The sequence below is a fragment of the Paraburkholderia sp. BR10882 genome, assembly GCF_040948855.1.
GTDB classification, from domain to species: Bacteria; Pseudomonadota; Gammaproteobacteria; order Burkholderiales; family Burkholderiaceae; genus Paraburkholderia; species Paraburkholderia nodosa_A.
In genome coordinates, this window is record NZ_JBFPKP010000017.1 from 96789 (window position 1) to 117408 (window position 20620).

Consider the following 20620-nt stretch of genomic DNA (forward strand, 5'->3'; position numbering starts at 1 on the left):
GAGCCGGCGTTCATACGCCGCCGCGCCGGCTCTCGATGAACCGCGCGGCGCGCGGCGACGCCACCACGATGAGCTTCATGGCCGCACGCGTCGCGCCGACGAAGAGTTTGCGCGCGGCGCGCTCGTCGAATGACTCGAAGTCCACCTCGGTCAGGATCACGCACGGCGCGGACTGGCCCTTGAAGCGGTAGATCGAATCGAGCAGCACATCGCCCTCGCGGTACTGCGGATTGCCGAACAGGTCGTATTGGCCGGTGAAGCTGCGCAGCCGATGCGGGCCGAGCTGATCGAGCGTCGCGAACAGCGAATGCTCGCGTCCGCGCCAGGAAAGCACGACGATGTCCTGCTTGCGAAAGCCCAGCGAAAGCGCCTGCGTAATCGCGCGTTTCGTGACCAGAACCACCCCAGGTTCCGCGCCCGGTCCGGCTTCATGCTCGTCCCAGCTCGCCACCGTCACCTCGGAGCCGTCGAACGGACTCCCCGCGGCGAGCTGCGCGATGGCGGGCACGGTCGGTCCGGCCACGTCGCGCAGGAATGCGAGGATGTCGCGCGGGCTGCGGTAGTTCGTGGTCTCGCGCAGCACGGTCCAGCCCGCCAGCGCGAGCGGCTCGCGCACGTAGAGGTTCTGCAGCGGATCTTCGAGCCACCACCATGCAGCGTCCGGCCGCAGCAGACGCCCGAGTGCGCCGACCCACGGCTCGTGGAAATCCTGCCCTTCGTCGACGATCAGCACGTCGAACTGCCAGCGTTCGGCAATCGGCATCTCGCCGAAGCGCTGCACGAGGTCGTCGAACGCGCCGGCGCTCGCGAAGTCGGGCACGTGGCCGCCGTCGCGCGCGACCCAGTCGCACAGCTGGTGATAGGTCGCCACCTTTGCCCCGGGCGGCGCGAGCTGCGCGATGTGATCTGCAAGCGGCCGGTTGAAGCACACGTAGAGCGTGCGCGCGCCGCGCGCCACCGCGTCCTTCATGACCTGCACGGCCAGTTGCGTCTTGCCCGAGCCCGCCGTGCCGATCACGCGCAGCCGGAACGGGGCGAATTCGAGGCGCCGCGCCCACGTGGCGAGGCCGCCCGCGAGCCGCGTGACGAGCGTGCCGGCCGCGCCGAGCAGCGCGCTGGTGTCGGGCGTCAGCGAAAGTTCGTCGGCGAGAAAGTGATGGATCCTGGCGGCGCACGGCAGGCGCGGCTCGTCGGCGGGCATGGCTTCGAGCACGATGGCGGCGAGCTGCGCCTTGCGCGTGGCGTCGACGATGCGCGCCGGGTTCACGCCCGCGATGGCCGGCTCCCGCACCACGTGGTCGGGGCAATAGAACAGCTCTTCGAGCACGTAGGTGCCCGCGCCGAACGACGCCGTAAAGCGCCGGTGCAGCCCCTCGACCGTGCGTGCCAGCGCGATCGCCACGTTGCGCTCGGTTTGCATGTACGCCTTGACGAGCCCGCCTGGCGTTTCGCGCAAAAAACCGGTTTTCTGCTCGACGATCATCACGCGCCCAGCCGGGCTGACGATCACGAAATCGGCCTCGCCGAAGACCGAAAAGCCTTCTGAAAGCCGCGTCCAGTGCACGCCGTGATAGACGGTGTAGCCGTTCGGCAAACCGCGGGCGAGCGCGGCGAGCGTTTCGCGCTCGCGCGCGGCGGCGCCGGTGGCTTCGAGATGCTGCCAGTCGTCGGGGACAATGCGGGCCATGGGCGGGTCTCGGGCGGATGTTGAGGTTCGTGGCGGCCGCGCGGGCAAGCGAGAGAGCGGTGCCGCACGAAGCAGGTACGGCGGCGGAACTCCCGGCGCCGCGCAGCGCCTATTCTACGAAATGCCTGGCTGCGCAAATAAACCGCGCGAGAATCGTGTATCGTGGCGGCCTGCGCCAGGCTTGACCCTTTTTCCTCTTGCAAGGAGTACGCGCCAGATGATCACGATCTGGGGACGCGCCAATTCGGTGAATGTCCAGAAAGTCCTGTGGTGTTGCGATGAACTCGTGCTGCCGTTCCAGCGCATCGACGCGGGCGGCTCGTTCGGCCATCTCAACGAGCCTTCCTATCTCGCCATGAATCCGAACGGCAAGGTCCCGACGATCACCGACGGCACCTTCGTGCTGTGGGAGTCGAACGCGATCCTGCGCTATCTGGCGATGGAGTACGGCCCTTCGAGCCTGCTCTACCCGACCGACCCGAAGGTGCGCGCCTCGATCGAGCGCTGGCTCGACTGGTCGATCGGCACGCTCGCGCCCATCGAGCGCCCTGTGTTCCTCGCGCTCGTACGCACGCCGCCCGAAAAGCGCGACACGGCGAAGCTCGCGGCCGACTTCGATCAGCTGACCCCGCTTTGGCGGCTGCTCGACCACCATCTGCAAGGCCGCTTCTTCATGGAAAACGAGCGCTTCTCGCTCGCCGACATCGTACTCGGCGCGTACGCGCGGCGCTGGTTCGGACTCGAAGGCGTGGAGCGCGAGCCGCTGCCGAATGTCGAACGCTGGTATCAGCGCATCGCGCAGCGTCAGGGCTTCCGCAAGTACATCGATCTGCCGCTCACCTGAGCCGTCGCTCCATGGCGGCGCGGGCGGGCCGGCGGCGCGCCCCGTATAATCGCAAGCATGAAGACAGCAAAACCGTCCCCGGACGCCCCGGCCCTGCATAGCGACACCGAGGCGCACGACCACGCGCACGGCCATGCCCACTCGCACGACGGTGTCAAGGGCGCTTCGGTCGAGTCCGCGCTCGCAATGGCCGAGGCCTATTGCCGCGAGCGCGGCGAGAAGCTCACGCCGATCCGCCGCAAGGTGCTGGAGTTGCTGCTGGCTTCGGGACGCGCGACCAAGGCGTATTCGCTGCTCGACGAAATGCGCCAGATCCATCCGGGTTCGGCGCCGCCGACTGTTTACCGGGCGCTCGACTTCCTGCTGTCGGCGGGGCTCATCCACCGCATCGAATCGATCAACGCGTTCGCCGTGTGCCACGACCTCACGCAGTGTCAGCACGGCATTCTCGTGGTGTGCCAGCAGTGCGGCAACGTCACCGAACTGCACGAGCCCAAGCTGCGCCAGGCGTTGGTTGCGCAGATCGAGGCCGCGGGCTACCGGCTCGCCGGCGACGGTATCGAGCTCAAGGGTCTCTGCGCGCAATGCCAGGAGAGTCAGGCCAATTCGGCCGACAAGGCTGCACAGCCGGGCGCCGCTGCGGCGCCGGAAGCCGCCGCGCACTCCTCGTCCGTTAGCTAACCGATCTTGCCCGCCGTTGAGCGCGGGCAACAGCTCAGCCGCGCCGCATCTCGCGGCGCTTCAGTCCATCCGCACCCGCACCTTTGCCGCCGCGCTACGCGCGCGGCGTCATAGCGACTGGCGCGCGTCGATCGCGTCGCTCAGCAGCGTCACCAGTTCGTCCGGCCGGGCCGGCTTGGTCATGAAGTGCTGGAAGCCTTCGCCGATGCTGCGCAAACGCCAGCTTTCGTCGGTGTGGCCCGTGAGCGCGACCGCGACGGTCGGAGCATGGTCGCCGCGGATTTCGTAATCGCGCAGACGCTGGATCAGGTAGAAGCCGTCCATCGCCGGCAGGTCGAGATCGCAGACCACGGCGTCGGGGTGCAGGCTCAGGGCCGCTTCGACGCCGGTTTCGGCGTCTTCGACCGCCACGACATGCGCACCCTCCGCCTCGAGTAGCGAAGTCAGTGACGCCCGGCTGTGCGGGTCGTCTTCGACGAGGACGATGGTCGTCCGGTCGAGCTTGTGTACTGCGTTCATTGTGTTTGCTTACATGCCTTTCTGTCTGTCAGGCCGAGTGCCGCAAGGCTACGGGCCCGGAGTCACGCCGGGCGCACGGCAACGCGGGCCGTCCTGATAGAGCAATCTTAATGCCGTCCGGTTCCTGCGTGCCGCGCGTGCGCCCATCCGCGCCGCGCACGATAGCCGCATCACAAGACAGCCCGATGACGGCCGCGCTCACGCTTTGCCGCCCTGTTTTTTGTCCTGCTTTGGATCCTGTCGCGCAGCGGTAAGGCCCTTGGCCTTGCCGGTTTGTGCATAGGCTTCGAGTGCACGCTGGCGCGCCAGTTCGTGCTCGACGACAGGTTCCGGATAAGTTTTGCCGAGTCGCACGCCCGCTGCTTCGAGCTGCTGCGCGCTGGCCTTCCACGGCTGGTGCACGAGCGCATCGGGCAGGCCCGCCAGCTCCGGCACCCAGCGCCGCACGTAGGCGCCGCGCGGGTCGAACTTCTGGCCCTGCAGCACCGGATTGAAGATGCGGAAATAGGGCGCGGCATCCACGCCCGAGCCCGCCACCCACTGCCAGTTGGCCGGGTTGCTGGCCGGGTCGGCGTCGACGAGCGTGTCCCAGAACCACGACTCGCCCGCGCGCCAGTCGATCAGCAGATGTTTGCTCATGAACGATGCCACGACCATGCGCACGCGGTTGTGCATCCAGCCTGTGTGCCAGAGTTCGCGCATGCCGGCATCGACGAGCGGATAGCCGGTCAGCCCCCGCTGCCACGCTTTCAGGCCAGTGGCGTCCTTGCGCCACGGCATGGCGTCGAATGCGGGACGCAGGTTGCGCGTCGCCAGATCGGCGTAGTGAAACCGCTGGTAATGGCAGAACTCCCGCCAGCCCAACTCGCTCGCGAACTTTTCGGCGCTCGCAGCGCGGCGCGCCGATCCACGTCCGTGCGCGTGCTGCGCCGCCTTGAGCGCCGCCCAGACCTGGCGCGGCGAAATCGCGCCGACGGCGAGATACGGGGAGAGGCGGCTCGTGGCCGCGTCGCCGGGTTCGTCGCGCTCGCCGGCGTAGGCGTCGAGGTCGGTGGCGAGGAACGCGCGCAGGCGCTCCAGCGCGGCTTCCTCTCCCGCAGGCCAGGCCGCGCGCATGCCGCCCGACCAGTCGGGCGCGCGAGGCGCCAGGCCGAGCGCGTCGAGTTTCGATGCACGTTGGGTAAGACGTGCTGGCAGCGATTGAAAAATCATCCGTTCGGGCTCGCCTTCCGGCGGCGGCGGATCGCCCATGCGCAGGCAGGCGCGCCAGTAGGCGCTGAAGACCTGGAACGGCTCGCCGGACTGATTGAGCACCGTCCATGGCTCGTTGAGGAGCTGGGCGCCGAAGCTTTCCGCACTGACGCCGCGCTCGCGCAGCGAGGATTTGAGGGCGCGATCGACCTCGCGTTGCGCCGCGCCGTAGCGGCGGTTCCAGTACACGGCTTGCGCGCCGGTGTCGGTGACGAGGGCGTCCAGCGTCGCCGCTTCGTCGCCCTGCAAGAGCAGCAGGCGGCCGCCGCGCACAGACAGCGCCGCTTCGAGCGCGCGCAGCGACTCATGGCGCCACCAGCGCGCCGCCCCGCCCTCCGGGCGCTCACCCGAGGCATGCGGATCGTGGATCCAGACGCAGATCAGCGGCAGGCCGCTCGCCGCGGCCTGCGCGAGCGCGGGCTGGTCGGCGAGCCGGAGATCGTCGCGAAACCAGACGATGGCGGGGGCACGATGCGCAGAAGCGCGGGAAGCAGCAGCAGAAGAAGACAGACCGGACCTCGACCGGGAAACATTCGCGCGGCACCGCGCACGGGGCGTGCCGCAAAGGTCCCGGAGCGTACCACGGCGCGCGCTGGCGGCTAATCCGTATCAATGCCCGTATCGGTGCGTGCGTCGATGCGCCCTGGCCCCACGCCCTGGGTGATGAGCGCGACCGCATGGCGCGCGACCGCCTCGACGCCCACGTGCGGCTGCTGCGCGTCGCCGCGCCATATCTGGCTGGTGGCGAGCGGCAAGAGCGTCAGGCCCATCAGCGACTGGAACAGCAGCGCAGGCTCCAGCGCCGCGTTGAGCCGGCCCTCGCGCTGCCAGCGCGCAATGGCCGTGTGGGCCGTTTCCTGGTGCTCGCGGCCGAGGCGCTCGAGCATGCGCTGGCGCAGCACGCCGCCCTCGCTGATGACGTCGCGCACCCACAGCGGCGGAAACCACGGATTGCGCTGCCCCAGCGCCACGAAGCGCTGCACGAGCGCAGTGAGCGCCGCCACGGGATCGTCGGGATGCTCCGCGAAGATGTCGCCAAGCGACTCGCGCAGCGGCACGAAACGCTCGTCGATCAGCACGTCGATCAGTTGATCGCGCGTCTTGAAGTAGTAGTGGACCATCGCCGGCGTCACGCCCGCCTCGCGGGCGATGGCAGCGAGCGAGGTGTCGAGGATGCCCTGGCGTGCGAACAGCGCGAGTGCGGCTTCGATCAGACGCGCGCGCTGTTCCGCCCCGCCCACGCCGCCACTCGGCCGGCCGGGACGGCGCGCGGCGGCCCGGCCTGGCGTGCCGCCTGCGCTGTCGAAGGAAGGTTCTGGCGCGTTCATAGGTGTCCTGCCCGGTAACAAAATGAATTTTGACCAACTGGAATAATTGTCCTAATATTAACCTCCGAATTAATTAATTTCAAGATTGACGGACACGATGAAACCCAGCACGAAACACCCTGTGCCCGCTACGGCGGGGGTCGGCGCTCACGCGAATGCAGCGGTGCTGGCGTCGGGCCAGGCTGCCGATACCGGCGGCCATCCACCGATCCGGCTGCTGTTTCCGGCGCTCCTGCTCGTGATGCTGCTGGCCGCGCTCGACCAGACCATCGTCTCGACGGCGCTGCCCACCATCGTCGGCGAGCTGGGCGGGCTCGACCGGCTCTCGTGGGTCGTCACGGCCTACCTGCTCACCTCGACGATCGTCGTGCCGCTCTACGGCAAGTTCGGCGACCTGTTCGGGCGCAAGATCGTGCTGCAGGCCGCCATCGTGATCTTCCTGATCGGTTCGGCACTTTGCGGCGTGGCGCAGAACATGGAGCAGCTGATCGTGCTGCGCGCCTTGCAGGGCATTGGCGGCGGGGGCCTGATGGTCGTGACGATGGCCGCGATCGGCGACGTCATCCCGCCCGCGCAGCGCGGCAAGTATCAGGGCATGTTCGGCGGTGTATTCGGCATCGCGACGGTAATCGGGCCGCTGCTCGGCGGCTTTCTCGTCGAGCATCTGTCGTGGCGCTGGATTTTCTACATCAACCTGCCGCTCGGCGCGATCGCGCTCGTGGTGATCGGCGCGGTGTTCAAGCCGCGCGCCGCGCACGTGAAGCACGTGATCGACTACATGGGCGCGGGCTGGCTCGCCGCCGCCCTCACCTGCCTGATCCTCTTCACGAGCGAGGGCGGCTCGCTGCTGCCGTGGACGTCGCCTACGCTCTGGCTCACGCTGCTGCTCGGCATCGTCGCTGTCGCGGGCTTCATCCACGAGGAAAAGCACGCCGCCGAGCCCATCCTGCCGCTCGAACTCTTCCGCCAGCGCACCTTCGTGCTCGCGAGCCTGATCGGCTTCATCGTGGGCGTGTCGCTGTTCGGCTCGGTTACGTTCCTGCCGCTCTATCTGCAGGTGGTGAAGGGCTCGACGCCCTCGCAGGCCGGCATGCAGATGCTGCCGATGATGGGCGGCGTGCTCGTGATGTCGATCATCACGGGCCGCATCATCAGCAAGATCGGCAAGTACCGCATATTCCCGATCGTGGGCACGGCGCTCGTGGCCGTGGCGATGATGCTGCTCGCGCGCCTGCAGATCGACACGCCGATTCACCTCATGTATGTCTATATGGGCCTGCTCGGCTGCGGCCTCGGCATGGTGATGCAGGTGCTGATCCTCGCCGTGCAGAATGCCGTGGAATTTCGCCATATGGGCGTGGCCACATCGGGCGCGACGCTGTTCCGCTCGATCGGTGGCTCGGTCGGCGTGGCCGCGTTCGGCGCCGTGTTCTCCCACGGGCTGCACGCGCGGCTCGAAAAGGTGCTCACGGCCGACGTGGAACTGCCGCAGCCGCTCACGCCCGACGTGATCCACCATCTGCCGCCCGCGCTGCACGCGCAGTATCTCGATGCATTCGCCGGGGCGTTGCACACGGTTTATCTCTCGGCTGCGGTCGTGGTGGTGTTCTCGTTCGCGCTGTCGTGGCTGCTGCGTGACGTGCCGCTGCGCAAGCAGCATTGAGCGCGCTTCGCCTGCTTTTCCCCTCCAGCCAGCGGCTCCCCGCTGGCTTTCTTGTGCCTCGCGAGCCCGCATCACGCCGGCCTGATGGGGCCTGCCCGGACCCCGTTCGCGACATCATTACATTTTCCACACATTTAATTACAGTTAGCTAAAATCGCGGGCATCGCGCGCCGGGACCCGGCGGCGCGCGATGCAACTCTTGCGACGGCCGCATGACGGCCGTTCGCCATAAAACACACAAACCAGGAGAAGACCCGCCCATGGACGTCCAGACCGACCCAACCACGCTATCCGCGCAAGACACGAGGCGACGCGTATTCGCCATCGTCGGCGCCTCGTCGGGCAATCTCGTCGAGTGGTTCGACTTCTATATCTACTCGTTCTGCGCGCTGTATTTCGCGCCCGCGTTCTTCCCGAGCGGCAACACCACCACGCAGCTGCTCAACACCGCCGGCGTGTTCGCCGCGGGCTTCCTCATGCGCCCGATCGGCGGCTGGCTGTTCGGCCGCATCGCCGACCGCCACGGCCGCCGCAGCGCGATGATGATCTCGGTGCTCATGATGTGCGGCGGCTCGCTCGTGATCGCCATGCTGCCCACCTACGCGCAGATCGGCGCGTTCGCCCCGTTCCTGCTCCTCGTCGCACGGCTCTTCCAGGGGCTTTCGGTGGGCGGCGAGTACGGCACGAGCGCGACCTACATGAGCGAGGTCGCGCTCAAGGGCCGACGCGGCTTCTTCGCGTCGTTCCAGTACGTCACGCTGATCGGCGGCCAACTCTGCGCGCTGCTCGTGCTCGTGATCCTGCAGCAGACGCTTTCCACCGAAGAACTGAAGGCCTGGGGCTGGCGCGTTCCGTTCGTGGTCGGCGCATTCGCCGCGCTGATCTCGCTCTATCTGCGCAAATCGCTCGACGAAACCTCGACGAGCGAGTCGCGCCACAAACGCGACGCAGGCACGATTCGCGGCGTCTGGCAACACAAGGGCGCGTTCTTGACCGTGGTGGGCTTCACCGCAGGCGGCTCGCTGATCTTCTACACGTTCACGACCTACATGCAGAAGTACCTCGTGAACACGGCCGGCATGCACGCGAAAACCGCGAGCAACGTGATGACCTGCGCGCTCTTCGTCTACATGCTGATGCAGCCGGTGTTCGGTGCGCTGTCCGACAAGATCGGCCGCCGCACGTCGATGATCCTGTTCGGCGCTCTCGCGGTGATCGGCACAGTGCCGCTCATGCATGCGCTCAAAGACGTGGCGAGCCCCGTGGCCGCGTTCGCACTGATCACGGTGGCGCTCGCGATCGTCAGCTTCTACACGTCGATCAGCGGCCTCATCAAGGCGGAGATGTTCCCGCCCGAAGTGCGCGCGATGGGCGTGGGCCTCTCGTACGCGGTAGCAAATGCGCTGTTCGGCGGCTCGGCCGAATACGTCGCGCTGTGGTTCAAGTCGGCAGGCAGCGAGTCCACGTTCTACTGGTACGTGACCGCGCTGTGCGCGATTTCGCTGATCGTCTCGTGGCGCATGCGCGATCCGTCGAAGGAAGGCTATCTGCGTCACGAACCGTGATGCTCGGGCGCAGCCGCTTCATGCCGGCTGCGCCACCCGCTCCATCGCACGCTGCAATGTTTCGTAGACCTTCGGACGATTGCACTGCGAAACATTGAAACGCAGAAAATCGCTCGCGCTGCGCGACACGCTGAACACGTTGCCCGGCGCGAGCACCACGCCTTCCACCAGCGCCTCGCGCGCGATCTGCGCCGCGTCGAGTCCGTCCGGCAACTGCGCCCATACGAATAGGCCCGCCTGCGGCCGCGTCCATGCGCTCAGGCCCAGCGCCGAAAGCCGCTGCAGCGTTTCGCCCATGGCGTCGGCGAGCTTCGCGCGCAAGCCGTCCAGATGCCGCCGATACGTGCCGTCCACGAGCAGGCGGTGCACGAGTTCCGCCACCATCTCCCCATTGCCGAACGAGACCGCGAGCTTGAGATCCACGAGCGGCTCGATCCAGTCGGCGCGCGCCGCGATGAAACCGCAGCGCGCCGCCGCCGACATCGTCTTCGAGAAGCTGCCGATCGTCACGACGCGCGCGAGCCCGTCGAAGGCCGCGAGGCGCGGCGCGGGCTCGATTTCGAAGTCGGCGAAGATGTCGTCCTCGACGATCAGAAGGTCGTGCTCCTCCGCGAGCTTGAGCAGGCGATGCGCGACCGCGGGCGCGAGCGTCGCGCCGGTGGGGTTGTGGACCGCCGAGTTCGTCACGTAAAGGCGCGGGCGCGATTCGGCCAGCGTGCGCTCGAACGCGGCGAGATCCGGGCCCGTCGGCGTGTACGGCACCCCGACCACGCGCACGCGATGCGCGCGCAGCAGCGCCTGGAAATTGAAGTAGCACGGGTCGTCCACGAGCACGGTATCGCCCGGCTCCAGCAGAAAGCGGCACAGCAGATCGAGCGCCTGGGTGCCGCCATCGGTCAGCACGATCTGCTCGGGCGCGGCCTCCACGCCGTGCTGGCCGAGCCGCCATGCCAGCTGCTGGCGCAGCGCCGGCAGGCCGAGCGGCGACGCGTAATCGGTGAGCGGCGCGCGCGGGTCGCGTGCAAGGGCGCGCAGCGCGCGCCGCACGGCGTCCTGCGGCAGCCACGAGGCGGGCAACCAGCCGCAGCCGGGACGCAGCGCGTCAGCCTCGGTCTGCAGCGACTGGCGCGTGAGCCAGAGCGGATCGATCTCGCGGTCGAGCTGCGGCCCGAGCGCGGCGAGCGCGAGCGGCGGCGCGTGCCCGGCCACGAAAAATCCGGCGCCGCGCCGCGCGACGAGCACGCCTTCGGCGACGAGGCGCTCGTAGGCCTCCACCACCGTCGAATTCGACACGCCAAGCTGCCCGCTCATCGCCCGGATGGACGGCACGCGCGCGCCCGCAGCCAGCGAGCGCGCGGCAATGCGCTCGCGCAGCGCCTGCATCACCTGCTCGACGCGCGTCATGGGCAGGGCTTGCGTCCTCGCTCTGTCTTTCATCTGTACTGCTCCGTGTTCAATACAGTTTGAACAAATTGTACTGATCTGTAGCTTACCTTCGCACGGCGCGGCGCGCATCATCAGCGGATCGATCATTGAAGCTTCTTCTTGCCAAAGCCCATGCGCAAAACGCTCGATTCCACCACCGACGGCTGGCTCTGCGGCCTCGCAGGCGTCCTCATCTTCAGCGGATCGCTGCCCGCCACGCGGCTCGCCGTGCTCGGCTTCGCCCCCGTGTTCCTCACCAGCGTGCGTGCGACCATCGCGGGCATGATCAGCGTGCTGCTGCTTCTTGCGCTGCGCGCCGCACGGCCCGCGCGCGCCGAGGTCTGGCCGCTCGTCATCGTCGCGCTCGGCGTGGTGGTGGGCTTTCCGCTCCTCACCGCGCTCGCGCTCCAGCACGTGAGTTCGGCGCACGCCATCGTGTTCGTCGGCTTGCTGCCGCTCGCCACGGCCGTGTTCGGCGTGTTGCGTGCGGGCGAGCGTCCGCAGCCGGCCTTCTGGATCTTTTCCGCGGCGGGCAGCGCCGCCGTGGTGGCGTTCGCGCTGCGTCATGGCATCGACGCCTCGCCGCTCGGCGACGCGCTCATGCTCGGCGCGATCATCGTGTGCGGGCTCGGCTATGCGGAAGGCGCGCGGCTCTCGCGGCGCCTGGGCGGCTGGCAGGTGATCTGCTGGGCGCTCGTGATCTCGCTGCCCGTGATGGCGCCGCTCGCGTGGTGGCTGCGGCCCGCGTCGTTCGCAGCGGTGGGCGCGGCCTCGTGGTGGGGGCTCGCCTATGTGTCGCTCTTCAGCATGCTGATCGGCTTCGTGTTCTGGTATCGCGGGCTCGCGCTCGGCGGCATTGCAGGCGTCGGGCAGTTGCAGTTGCTGCAGCCGTTCTTCGGCTTCGTGCTCGCGGCGCTGCTGCTGCACGAAGCCGTGCCGCCCGCGATGATCGCCGTCACCGCCGTGGTGATCGCGTGCGTGGCCGGCGCACGGCGCTTCGGGCGCGCAGGCGGCGCTTCCGCTGTCGCGAATCGCGCGGGCACGCAGCGCGTCTAGACCGGGCTTTTTTGGCACGCTTCAAAAGCGCGCCTGCGCGAGGCATAGTGAGGAACGCAAACCTCCTTCTCATTTGCCTTCGCGCTCGCTCCAACCGATGAACCCACACCCCGACGCGCTCGTGCGCGACGCCACTGCCGACGACTTTCCCGCCATCGCCGCGATCTACGCACACCACGTGCTGCACGGCACGGCGTCGTTCGAGGAGACGCCGCCCACGCTCGACGAACTCCTGCGTCGCCACGCCGCCGTGCGCGAACATGGCCTGCCCTGGCTCGTCGCCGAGATCGACGGCCAGGTGGCGGGCTACTGCTACGCCACGCCCTACCGGCCGCGTCCGGCGTACCGCTTCACGGTCGAAGATTCGATCTATATCGACGAGGCGTTTCGCGGCCGCGGACTCGGCCACACGCTGCTCAACGCGCTGATCGAGCGCTGCGAGGCGGGCCCGTGGCGGCAGATGATCGCCGTGGTCGCAGACCCGCGCGGCGGCTCGCTCAAATTGCACGAGCGCCTGGGCTTCTCGCTGACCGGCACGCTGCGCGGTGTCGGCTTCAAGCACGGCGAGTGGCGCGACACCGCGCTCATGCAGCGCACGCTCGGGCCGGGCGCGGACACACCGCCCAAGGGCTGACGCCCGGCGCTCAAACGCATGGCGGCACGCCACACGCGCGCCGCCAGCGAAACGCCGCTCGTACAATACGTCCTTTCGCAACGGAGCCGGACCCACGGCTCCGCAGACAAGGACTGATTCGCCATGCAACCCCTCCTCGAACACCTGCACCCGTCCAACTGGGGCTTCCTGTGGGACGCGCTCTCCGCGCTCGCGCTGCGCTTGTGCGCGGCCTTCGCGATCCTCTGGTTCGGTTGGTGGCTCTCCCGGCGCGTGGGCAACTGGATCAAGCGGCGCGGCGGCGGCATCGATCCCACGCTGCGCCCCATCGTGCGCGACACCGCCGTGTGGGGCGTGCGCCTCGTTGCCGTGATCGGCGCGCTTTCGCAAATCGGCATCCAGACCGCCAGCATCGTCGCAGTGCTCGGCGCGGCCGGTCTCGCCATCGGTCTCGCGCTGCAAGGCACGCTGCAGAACATCGCGGCCGGCATCATGCTGTTGCTGCTGCGGCCCTTCAAGGTGGGCGACTATATCGATGGCAGCGCCGGCGCCAGCGTCGCGGGCACCGTCGAGGAAGTGAACCTCTTCACCACGCGCCTCACGAAACCGGACGGCATCTGCGAATACGTGCCGAACAGCGCGCTGTGGAGCAATTCGATCCGCAACTACAGCCGCAATCCCACGCGCCGGCTCGACCTCGAAGTGGAAGTGTCGGTGCGCGACGACGTGAACCGCGCCATCGACGCATTGCGCACGCTCGCCGCCGCCGACCCGCGCGTGCTGGCCTCGCCCGCGCCGCAAGTGATGGTGACGCGTTTCGACGACAGCACCGCCGTGCTCAACGTGCGCGTGTGGTCGAACATCGACACCTTCTGGGAGATGCGCTGGGAGCTGTCGCGCAAGGTCCGCCAGGTGCTCAATGACGCGCACTGCTCGCTGCCCCTGCGCACCCGCGAGCTGCACATCGTGCAGACGCAACCGGCGCAGCCCGAGCAACCGACACAGCCGACGCAACACGCGCAGCAATGAGCGCGTACGCGCGCCGCCCGCGCGGCTACCTCAGAGGGCTCGTGCCGCACGGCTACCTGGCCGTGCTGCTGGTGATCGACGGCCTGCTGCTGGTGCGCCCGGTCGCGCAGAAAGCGCTCGAACACGCGCGCGGCAACTGGTTCGACGACTGGATCACGCTCATCAACGCGTTCGGCGTGCTCGCGCTGCCCCAGGCGCTCGTCGCGACCGGCCTCACGATGATGTCGTTCGGCATCGCGCTGCGGGCGCGCGTGGCTTGGGTGCTTTCACTGGTGCTGCTCGCCGGCGCGGCCAGCATCTGTCTGTGGGGCGACTATCGCAGCCACGCGCTCGCCGGCTTCTCGCTCGCGCTTGCCTGCGCGCTGATCTACTACTGGCGCCATTTCGATCGCGCGAGCGTCGCCGCGGGCTCGCTGTTCGCATTCCTGAGCATTGGCTCATTGATCGTCTACGCGGTGTTCGGCTCGCTGTATCTCGGCGACGATTTCGACCCGCCTATCCGCAACCTCGTCACGGCGTTCTACTTCTCGATCGTGTCGATGTCCACGGTCGGCTACGGCGATATCGTGCCGCGCTCGGACACCGCGCGGCTCTTTACGGCTTCGATCATCGTGCTCGGCATCACCGTGTTCGCGACGTCGATCAGCGCTGTGATCGGGCCTGTGATCGGCGGCCATTTGAAACGCATCGTGAAGGGAGGCATTTCCAACGTGACCCGCAAGAACCACTATTTGATCGTCGGTGCGTCGCCGCTCGCACATAGCGTGTACGCAGGGCTCCTCAAGCGCGGCTACGCGGCGACCGTGATCGTCGCGCCCAATATTCCGCACAACTATCCACCGGAGGCCGATCTCATCGTCGGCGATGCGAGCGACACCGCCACGCTGCACAACGCGGGCGCGGAAACCGCGCTCGCCGCGCTCGCGCTGCGCTCGGACGACGCCGAGAATGCCTTCGTGATTCTCGCCATCAAGGAGATCGCGCCGAAGGTGCGCACCGTGGCGCTCGTCAACGACAGCCGCAACCTGCAGCGGCTGCGCCTGTTGCAGCCGGATATGGTGTTTTCGCCGCAACTGCTCGCGGGCGAACTGCTCGCTCGCACGCTGAACAACGATACCATCGACAACACGCTGGTCGAACAACTGCTGTTCGGCAAGAGTCCAGGCGGCGCGGTGTAAGCGTGGTGTCGCCGCGTGCTATCGGTCCGGCGGCGGCAGACGCCGGAACAGCGTCGGATAGTCGATCACGAGCCCATCTTCATCCACGCGCAGGTTCGCCGTGAAGTCGCGAAAGATGCCTTCGTAGCGATACTCGCGGTCGCGCTCGATGCACACATAGGCCTGCTCGACAGGCTTGGGCTCCAGTTCGGGCGCGGCGATGTACACCACACGGATCGGCTGGCGCTCGCCGCGCGCGAGGCCCAGACGCCGGATCGGCAGCGTGTTCGTGTACGGCGTCGCGGCGATGTCGATGTCGATGCAGCCGTCGAGCGCTTCCAGTGCGCGCCCCTCGCCGTCGGTCCAGTGGCCCTTGCCGTCGCTGTGGAGCACGAGCGAGCCGCCGCCCATCACGCGAAACGCCGCCCAGCGCACGCGCCACTGCGCGTCGCACTCGATGGCGTAACACAGGCCATAGGACTTGCCGTAGCGCTCGCCGATGACCACGCTTTCCGCGCGGATCGTGTCGCCTTTTTCGCCAAACTTCGGGCCGCAATGCGCATCGAACGCCAGATGCTCGATACCCTCGCCCGTCTCGGATGCCCAACGCACTTCACGCATCGTTCGCCTCCCGTGCAGACTGTCTCTGGATAATCACGACAACCGCCTTGCGCGTATCGTAACCCGTCAACAAATAGCGACTATCAACCCACGCGCATGCGCGAGGCGGTCCGCATCCCCTATGCTCGCACTCTGGCCGGCCCTGTGCCTCTCAGCGGGGCCGCACCGGCCCGTACCCGCCCGCCACGCCTTCGCCATGTCCGCCCGATTTTGCGCCGCTTCCGGCGCCACTGCCCGTACCGCCGATACCGCCGCCGTCGGTGCCCTTTTGCGCAGCCTCGGCCAGATCGTGCTGCAGGCGCATGCGGGAACGGGCGCGTGCCTGCTCGCAGCGCTCGCGCTCACCGACTGGCGGCTGGCTTTCGCCGCCCTGCTCGGCGCCGCGGCGGCCAACGTCTGCGCGGTCGTGGCGGGCCATCCAGACGCGGCGATCCGCGACGGCCTCGCAGGCTACAACGGCGCGCTCGCCGCGCTCGCGGCGTTCACCTTCGTCTGCGATGCGGGCACGGCGGCCGCGCTTGCCCTCATCGCGGGCGGTGCGAGCGCGTGGATCGCCGGGCCATTGGACCGCCACCTCGCGCGCGCTCCGCTCGGGCTGTATTCCGTCCCCTGCCTCATCGCGACCTGGATCTGGCTGCCGCTGCACCCGGGCAGCGCTCCCGTCGCCAGCGCAATCGCCGCAGCCCCGCTGGCCCCGCACGGCACACCGCTCGCCGCGGCAGCACACGCCGCCGCCGGCGTGTTGAGCGGCCTCGCGCAGACCACCTTTGCCTCGGGCGCGGCGGCGGGCCTGTGCGTGCTCGCGGGCCTCTCCTGGTCGTCGCGGCGCGCGGCCGCCTATGCGCTCGGCGGCGCGGCGCTCGCGAGCACGCTCGAACTCGCGTGCGGCGCGAGCCCGGACGCCTTCGGCGCGGGCCTCGCCGGCTTCAACGGCGCGCTTGCCGCGCTCGCGGTCTGCGCGCTCGGCACACGCGCCGCGATCTATGCGACCATGCTCGCCGCAGCCCTGCATCTGGCCGCCGTGCGCTGCGGACTGCCAGCGCTGACCGCGCCGTTCGTGCTGGCAAGCTGGAGTGTGCACGCGGCAGTGCGACGCCTGCGCCCTGCGCCATCGACGCCGCCTGAAGAACCCATCGTCCGCTGAAGGAATCGCCATGTCTTTCGCCCATCGTCCGACGAGCACCTGCGCCGAGGCCGCGCCGCGCTCCACCGCCGAGCAGCAACTGCGCGTCGATCTCGCCGCCGCTTACCGCCTCATCGCACTCAACGGCTGGGACGACCTGATCTACACGCATGTTTCCGCCGCCATACCGGGCGAGGCGGGCCGCTTTCTCATCAATCCGTTCGGCCTCGCCTTACGAAGTGCGCGCCTCGAACCTCGTGAAGATCGACACCGACGGCCGTATCGTCGGCGCAAGCGAGCACCCCGTGAACGCCACCGGCTTCGCGCTGCACGCGGCCGTGCATCTTGCGCGGCCCGACGCCGTGTGCGTGATGCATCTGCACAATACCGCGGGCATTGCCGTATCGATCCAGCGCGACGGCCTCCTGCCCGCCTCGCAGCACGCGCTGCGTTTTTACGGCCAGCTCGCGTGGCATGACTATGAAGGCCTCGCCTTCACGCCTGCCGAAGGCACGCGCCTCACGGCAAGCCTCGGCGCGCAGCCGGCCATGCTGCTGCGCAATCACGGCACGCTCACCACCGGCCGCACAGTGGCCGAAGCCTACGTGCTGATGGCGACGCTCATCAAGGCCTGCGAAATCCAGCTGCAGGCGCAGGCCGGCGGCGTGCCGCTCGTCGTGCCGCCGCCCGGGGTGGCCGAACGCACGGCCGAGCAGTTGCGCGACGGCGGCGCGATCGAAGGCGTGCTCGAATGGCCCGCGCTGTTGCGCAAGCTCGATCGCATCGATTCGTCATACCGCGACTGATCGCGCCCATCCGTCGCGTCACTCACTTTCTCAAGGAGACCCGCATGCCGACATTCCACATCGAAATGTTCGAAGGACGCAGCGTCGAACAAAAACGCCAGCTCGCCGCCGCCCTGACCGAGACCACCTGCAAGGTGCTCGGCGTCGAGCCACAATCCGTCGACATCATCTTCCACGACGTGAAGCCGGAAAACTGGGCGACGGCCGGCAAGCTGTGGAGCGATCCGCGCTGACGCCACTTCTATCGCATTCCTGATCTTTTCCGCCTGGCGCCGTACGCGTCGCTCGCGCCGCCAGGCGCGCCTGACCTCTCCCCCGCACGAATCCCGAAGCCGCACGCCGAGGCACGTTGCCGCACCCGATGCGGCAGCGCGGTGTATTGACGCATCGCGACGCTCTGCGCACATCCCCGCTGCGCAACGAGTGTTTAATCTAAATTGATCTGTATCAATGCGTTAGCGCAGGTTTTCGTCCCTTTGATATTGACGACTGCGACACGCTGGCGCACGTCGCAGCGCAGCAAAACCTTCGCCGTTCCCCTACGCTTACGTCCATCGCACGAGAAGCGCAGCGCCCCCACTGCCTCGCCGTGCGACGTTTCTTCCGCGCTTTTCCCGGTAAGCAAGCAACAGGCACGTACATGCACACGTCACTTTCCGCCTTCGACCTGGCCCGGCTGCAGTTCGCCTTCACCGTTTCGTTTCACATCGTCTTTCCGGCGCTCTCCATCGGCCTCGCGAGCTTCATCGCCGTGCTCGAAGCCTGCTGGCTCAAAACGCGCCAGCCGTTCTACAAGGACCTCTGCCTGTTCTGGTCGAAGGTCTTCGCCGTGGCCTTCGGCATGGGCGTCGTCTCAGGCGTCGTCATGAGCTATGAGTTCGGCACCAACTGGTCCGGCTTCTCGTCGTTCGCGGGCCCCATCACCGGGCCGCTGCTGATGTACGAAGTCATGACCGCGTTCTTTCTCGAAGCGGGCTTCCTCGGCATCATGCTGTTCGGCTGGAACCGCGTGAGCCCGCGTGCCCACTTCGGCGCGACGCTGATGGTCGCCATCGGCACGCTCATCTCCACGTTCTGGATCCTCGCCTCGAATAGCTGGATGCAGACGCCGCAAGGCTTCAAGATCGTCGATGGCCATGTCGTACCGGTGGACTGGTTCAAGATCATCTTCAATCCGTCGTTCCCGTACCGCCTTGCGCACATGGCGATCGCCGCGTTCATCGTGGCCGCGCTCGTGGTGGCCGCCAGCGGCGCGTGGCATCTGCTCAAGGGACGCCGCGACCCCGCCATCAAGAAGATGTTCTCGATGGCGCTCGGTCTGCTGCTCGTGCTCGCGCCGGTGCAAGCCTTCGTGGGCGATGCGCACGGCCTGAATACGCGCGAATATCAGCCCGCCAAGATCGCCGCGATCGAAGGCATCTGGGACACCGAACCAGGCGGCACCGCGCTCAATCTGTTCGGCATTCCCGACATGCAGGCCGAGACGACACGCTACGCCGTTTCCATTCCGCACCTGGGCAGCCTGATCCTCACGCATAGCTGGGACGGCGAGATCAAGGGACTCAAGTCCTTCCCCGCCGACGAGCGGCCCAATTCGCCGCTGCTGTTCTGGAGCTTCCGCGTCATGGTCGGTTTAGGCATCCTGATGATCCTGCTCGGCGTGATCGGCTGGGTGCTGCGCCGCCGCGGCACGCTCTACGAATCGCGCTGGTTCCAGCGCTTCGTGCTCGCCATGGGACCGACGGGCTTCATCACGCTGCTCGCGGGCTGGGTTACGACCGAAGCCGGCCGTCAGCCCTGGGTGGTCTACGGCGTAATGCGCACGGCGCAGGCAGTGTCGCCGCTCACCGCCCAGCAGGTGGGCATTTCGCTGATGGCGTTCGTGGCGGTGTACTTCCTCGTATTCGGCACGGGAATTTACTATCTGCTCAAACTTCTGCGCAAAGGTCCCGCGCTGCCCGACCCGAAGCCGCATGCGCCCCGCGAGCCACGTGAACCGCGCGTGGCCCACCCTGCGCTCAGCGCGAGTCAGACCGCGCGCCGCCCCATGTGCGCCGCCGATCAGCTGATCGACGCCTGAGGCTCCCCGCATTCATCGTTACGAGGCTAGCAAGCAAATGGATGTCACCGTCATCTGGGCCGCGATCATCGCGCTCGGCGTTCTTCTCTACGTGGTGCTGGACGGCTTCGATCTCGGCATCGGCATCGTGTTTCCGCTCTTTCCCGACGAGGATGAGCGCGATCTCATGATGAACACGGTCGCGCCCGTGTGGGACGGCAACGAGACCTGGCTCGTGCTCGGCGGCGCGGGGCTCTTCGCCGTGTTCCCCGTGGTGTACTCGACCGTGCTCTCCGCGCTCTACCTGCCGCTCGTGTTCATGCTCGCGTGCCTGATCTTCCGCGGCGTGTCGTTCGAGATCCGCGCCAAGGCCAATCGCACGAAGCACTTGTGGGACCTCGCGTTCATCGGCGGCTCGACGGGCGCGGCGTTTTTCCAGGGCATCGCGCTCGGCGCGTTCCTGCAAGGCATCCCGATGGACGGCGGCCAGTTCGCCGGCGACGCCTTCGGCTGGCTCACGCCCTTCAGCCTGCTCTCGGGTTTCGGGCTCGTCGCGACCTATGCACTGCTCGGCTGCTGCTGGCTCGTGGCGAAGACCGAGGGCGACCTGCAGCGCCGCCTGCGCAAGCTCGTCTGGCCGCTCACGGTCATGCTGCTCGGCTTCATCGCGCTCGTGAGCCTGTGGACGCCGCTGCAGGACCCGGCCATCGCTGAACGCTGGTTCCGTTCGGGCCTCTTCTGGCGTCTCGCGCCGGTGCCGCTGCTCGTGCTCGCCTGCGCCGCGTGGATGCGTTGGGCCGTGCATGCGCGCCATCACAAGACGCCCTTCATCGCAGCTATCGGTCTCGTGCTGCTCGGCTATGCGGGCCTGCTCGTGAGCCTGTGGCCGTATGCGATTCCGCAGGGCCTCACGCTGTGGGAAGCGGCCGCGCCGCGCGAGAGCCAGATGTTCACGCTTGCGGGCGCAGCGTTCATTCTGCCGATCATCCTCGCGTACACGATGCTCGGCTACTGGGTCTTTAGAGGCAAGGTGCGTCATGGCGACACCCATCACTACCACTAACACGGTGCGCCGCGCGCTGCCCGGCTGGCTCTGGTTCGTACTCCTCTGGTGCGCGGGCGTGGGCGCGGCCGTCTCGCTCGGGTTCGCGTTCAAGGTCTTCATGAACCTCACGCTGTTCGCCGTGAAGTGA

The 20620-nt window shown here is 67.7% G+C and carries 19 protein-coding genes and 1 pseudogene; 14 read left to right on the forward strand and 6 right to left on the reverse strand.

All coding sequences use genetic code 11. The features are described from left to right. Positions 1–10 precede the first annotated feature (10 nt). A complete protein-coding gene (locus AB3X99_RS31570) occupies positions 11–1687 on the reverse strand; it encodes an ATP-binding domain-containing protein (protein WP_368619139.1) in 1677 nt (558 codons plus the stop codon). A 217-nt stretch (positions 1688–1904) separates the two neighbouring features. Between AB3X99_RS31570 and AB3X99_RS31575 the strand changes: the two genes are divergently transcribed. Continuing rightward, complete coding sequence (locus AB3X99_RS31575; protein ID WP_069268745.1) at positions 1905–2531, forward strand: glutathione S-transferase family protein; 627 nt, start codon at positions 1905–1907, stop codon at positions 2529–2531. Between the two features lie 57 nt (positions 2532–2588). Next, on the forward strand, positions 2589–3212 hold the full coding sequence (locus AB3X99_RS31580; RefSeq protein ID WP_368619140.1) for a Fur family transcriptional regulator: 624 nt from the start codon (positions 2589–2591) through the stop codon (positions 3210–3212). A 108-nt stretch (positions 3213–3320) separates the two neighbouring features. Here AB3X99_RS31580 and AB3X99_RS31585 read toward each other — a convergent pair whose 3' ends face one another. The 3 genes from AB3X99_RS31585 to AB3X99_RS31595 all read right to left on the reverse strand — a co-directional run bounded on the left by AB3X99_RS31585 (position 3321) and on the right by AB3X99_RS31595 (position 6310). Next, positions 3321–3731: a response regulator gene (locus tag AB3X99_RS31585; protein WP_069268743.1), complete on the reverse strand. Its 411-nt coding sequence runs from the start codon at positions 3729–3731 to the stop codon at positions 3321–3323. A gap of 198 nt (positions 3732–3929) precedes the next feature. Continuing rightward, a complete protein-coding gene (locus tag AB3X99_RS31590) occupies positions 3930–5492 on the reverse strand; it encodes a deoxyribodipyrimidine photo-lyase (RefSeq protein ID WP_368619163.1) in 1563 nt (520 codons plus the stop codon). Positions 5493–5581: 89 nt separating this feature from the next. Continuing rightward, positions 5582–6310: a TetR/AcrR family transcriptional regulator gene (locus AB3X99_RS31595; protein ID WP_342950258.1), complete on the reverse strand. Its 729-nt coding sequence runs from the start codon at positions 6308–6310 to the stop codon at positions 5582–5584. 97 nt (positions 6311–6407) lie between these two features. Between AB3X99_RS31595 and AB3X99_RS31600 the strand changes: the two genes are divergently transcribed. Beyond that, positions 6408–7973: an MDR family MFS transporter gene (locus AB3X99_RS31600; RefSeq protein WP_368619141.1), complete on the forward strand. Its 1566-nt coding sequence runs from the start codon at positions 6408–6410 to the stop codon at positions 7971–7973. A 260-nt stretch (positions 7974–8233) separates the two neighbouring features. Beyond that, positions 8234–9538 (forward strand): MFS family transporter, encoded by a 1305-nt coding sequence (locus AB3X99_RS31605; protein ID WP_342950256.1) that lies wholly within the window; start codon positions 8234–8236, stop codon positions 9536–9538. 18 nt (positions 9539–9556) lie between these two features. Here AB3X99_RS31605 and AB3X99_RS31610 read toward each other — a convergent pair whose 3' ends face one another. Next, positions 9557–10975: a PLP-dependent aminotransferase family protein gene (locus tag AB3X99_RS31610; RefSeq protein ID WP_342950255.1), complete on the reverse strand. Its 1419-nt coding sequence runs from the start codon at positions 10973–10975 to the stop codon at positions 9557–9559. Between the two features lie 120 nt (positions 10976–11095). On the opposite strand from AB3X99_RS31610, the gene AB3X99_RS31615 reads away from it, so the two are divergent. The 4 genes from AB3X99_RS31615 (at position 11096) to kch (ending at position 14839) form a co-directional block, all read left to right on the forward strand. Further along, positions 11096–12019 (forward strand): DMT family transporter, encoded by a 924-nt coding sequence (locus AB3X99_RS31615; protein WP_069268737.1) that lies wholly within the window; start codon positions 11096–11098, stop codon positions 12017–12019. A gap of 97 nt (positions 12020–12116) precedes the next feature. Then, positions 12117–12653, forward strand: coding sequence for an N-acetyltransferase family protein (locus AB3X99_RS31620; RefSeq protein ID WP_368619142.1), 537 nt, complete (start codon positions 12117–12119; stop codon positions 12651–12653). A gap of 123 nt (positions 12654–12776) precedes the next feature. After that, positions 12777–13661 (forward strand): mechanosensitive ion channel family protein, encoded by an 885-nt coding sequence (locus AB3X99_RS31625; RefSeq protein ID WP_069268735.1) that lies wholly within the window; start codon positions 12777–12779, stop codon positions 13659–13661. Continuing rightward, the gene (gene kch, locus AB3X99_RS31630; protein ID WP_368619143.1) at positions 13658–14839 is read left to right on the forward strand and encodes a voltage-gated potassium channel protein; all 1182 of its coding nucleotides are present in this window, start codon (positions 13658–13660) and stop codon (positions 14837–14839) included. Before AB3X99_RS31625 ends, kch begins: the two co-directional genes overlap by 4 nt. 18 nt (positions 14840–14857) lie before the next feature. Here kch and AB3X99_RS31635 read toward each other — a convergent pair whose 3' ends face one another. After that, positions 14858–15439: a putative glycolipid-binding domain-containing protein gene (locus AB3X99_RS31635; RefSeq protein ID WP_342950252.1), complete on the reverse strand. Its 582-nt coding sequence runs from the start codon at positions 15437–15439 to the stop codon at positions 14858–14860. 196 nt (positions 15440–15635) lie between these two features. Between AB3X99_RS31635 and AB3X99_RS31640 the strand changes: the two genes are divergently transcribed. The 6 genes and pseudogenes from AB3X99_RS31640 to AB3X99_RS31665 all read left to right on the forward strand — a co-directional run bounded on the left by AB3X99_RS31640 (position 15636) and on the right by AB3X99_RS31665 (position 20620). Then, on the forward strand, positions 15636–16583 hold the full coding sequence (locus tag AB3X99_RS31640) for an urea transporter (protein ID WP_368619144.1): 948 nt from the start codon (positions 15636–15638) through the stop codon (positions 16581–16583). 10 nt (positions 16584–16593) lie between these two features. Further along, positions 16594–17368 (forward strand): annotated as a pseudogene (locus tag AB3X99_RS31645) (class II aldolase/adducin family protein). A 44-nt stretch (positions 17369–17412) separates the two neighbouring features. Next, positions 17413–17601 (forward strand): 4-oxalocrotonate tautomerase, encoded by a 189-nt coding sequence (locus AB3X99_RS31650; protein ID WP_028205614.1) that lies wholly within the window; start codon positions 17413–17415, stop codon positions 17599–17601. A 407-nt stretch (positions 17602–18008) separates the two neighbouring features. Beyond that, positions 18009–19448, forward strand: coding sequence for a cytochrome ubiquinol oxidase subunit I (locus tag AB3X99_RS31655; RefSeq protein ID WP_368619145.1), 1440 nt, complete (start codon positions 18009–18011; stop codon positions 19446–19448). Between the two features lie 37 nt (positions 19449–19485). After that, positions 19486–20490, forward strand: coding sequence for a cytochrome d ubiquinol oxidase subunit II (cydB, locus tag AB3X99_RS31660; protein WP_254319536.1), 1005 nt, complete (start codon positions 19486–19488; stop codon positions 20488–20490). Further along, complete coding sequence (locus tag AB3X99_RS31665; RefSeq protein ID WP_321927253.1) at positions 20465–20620, forward strand: hypothetical protein; 156 nt, start codon at positions 20465–20467, stop codon at positions 20618–20620. Before cydB ends, AB3X99_RS31665 begins: the two co-directional genes overlap by 26 nt.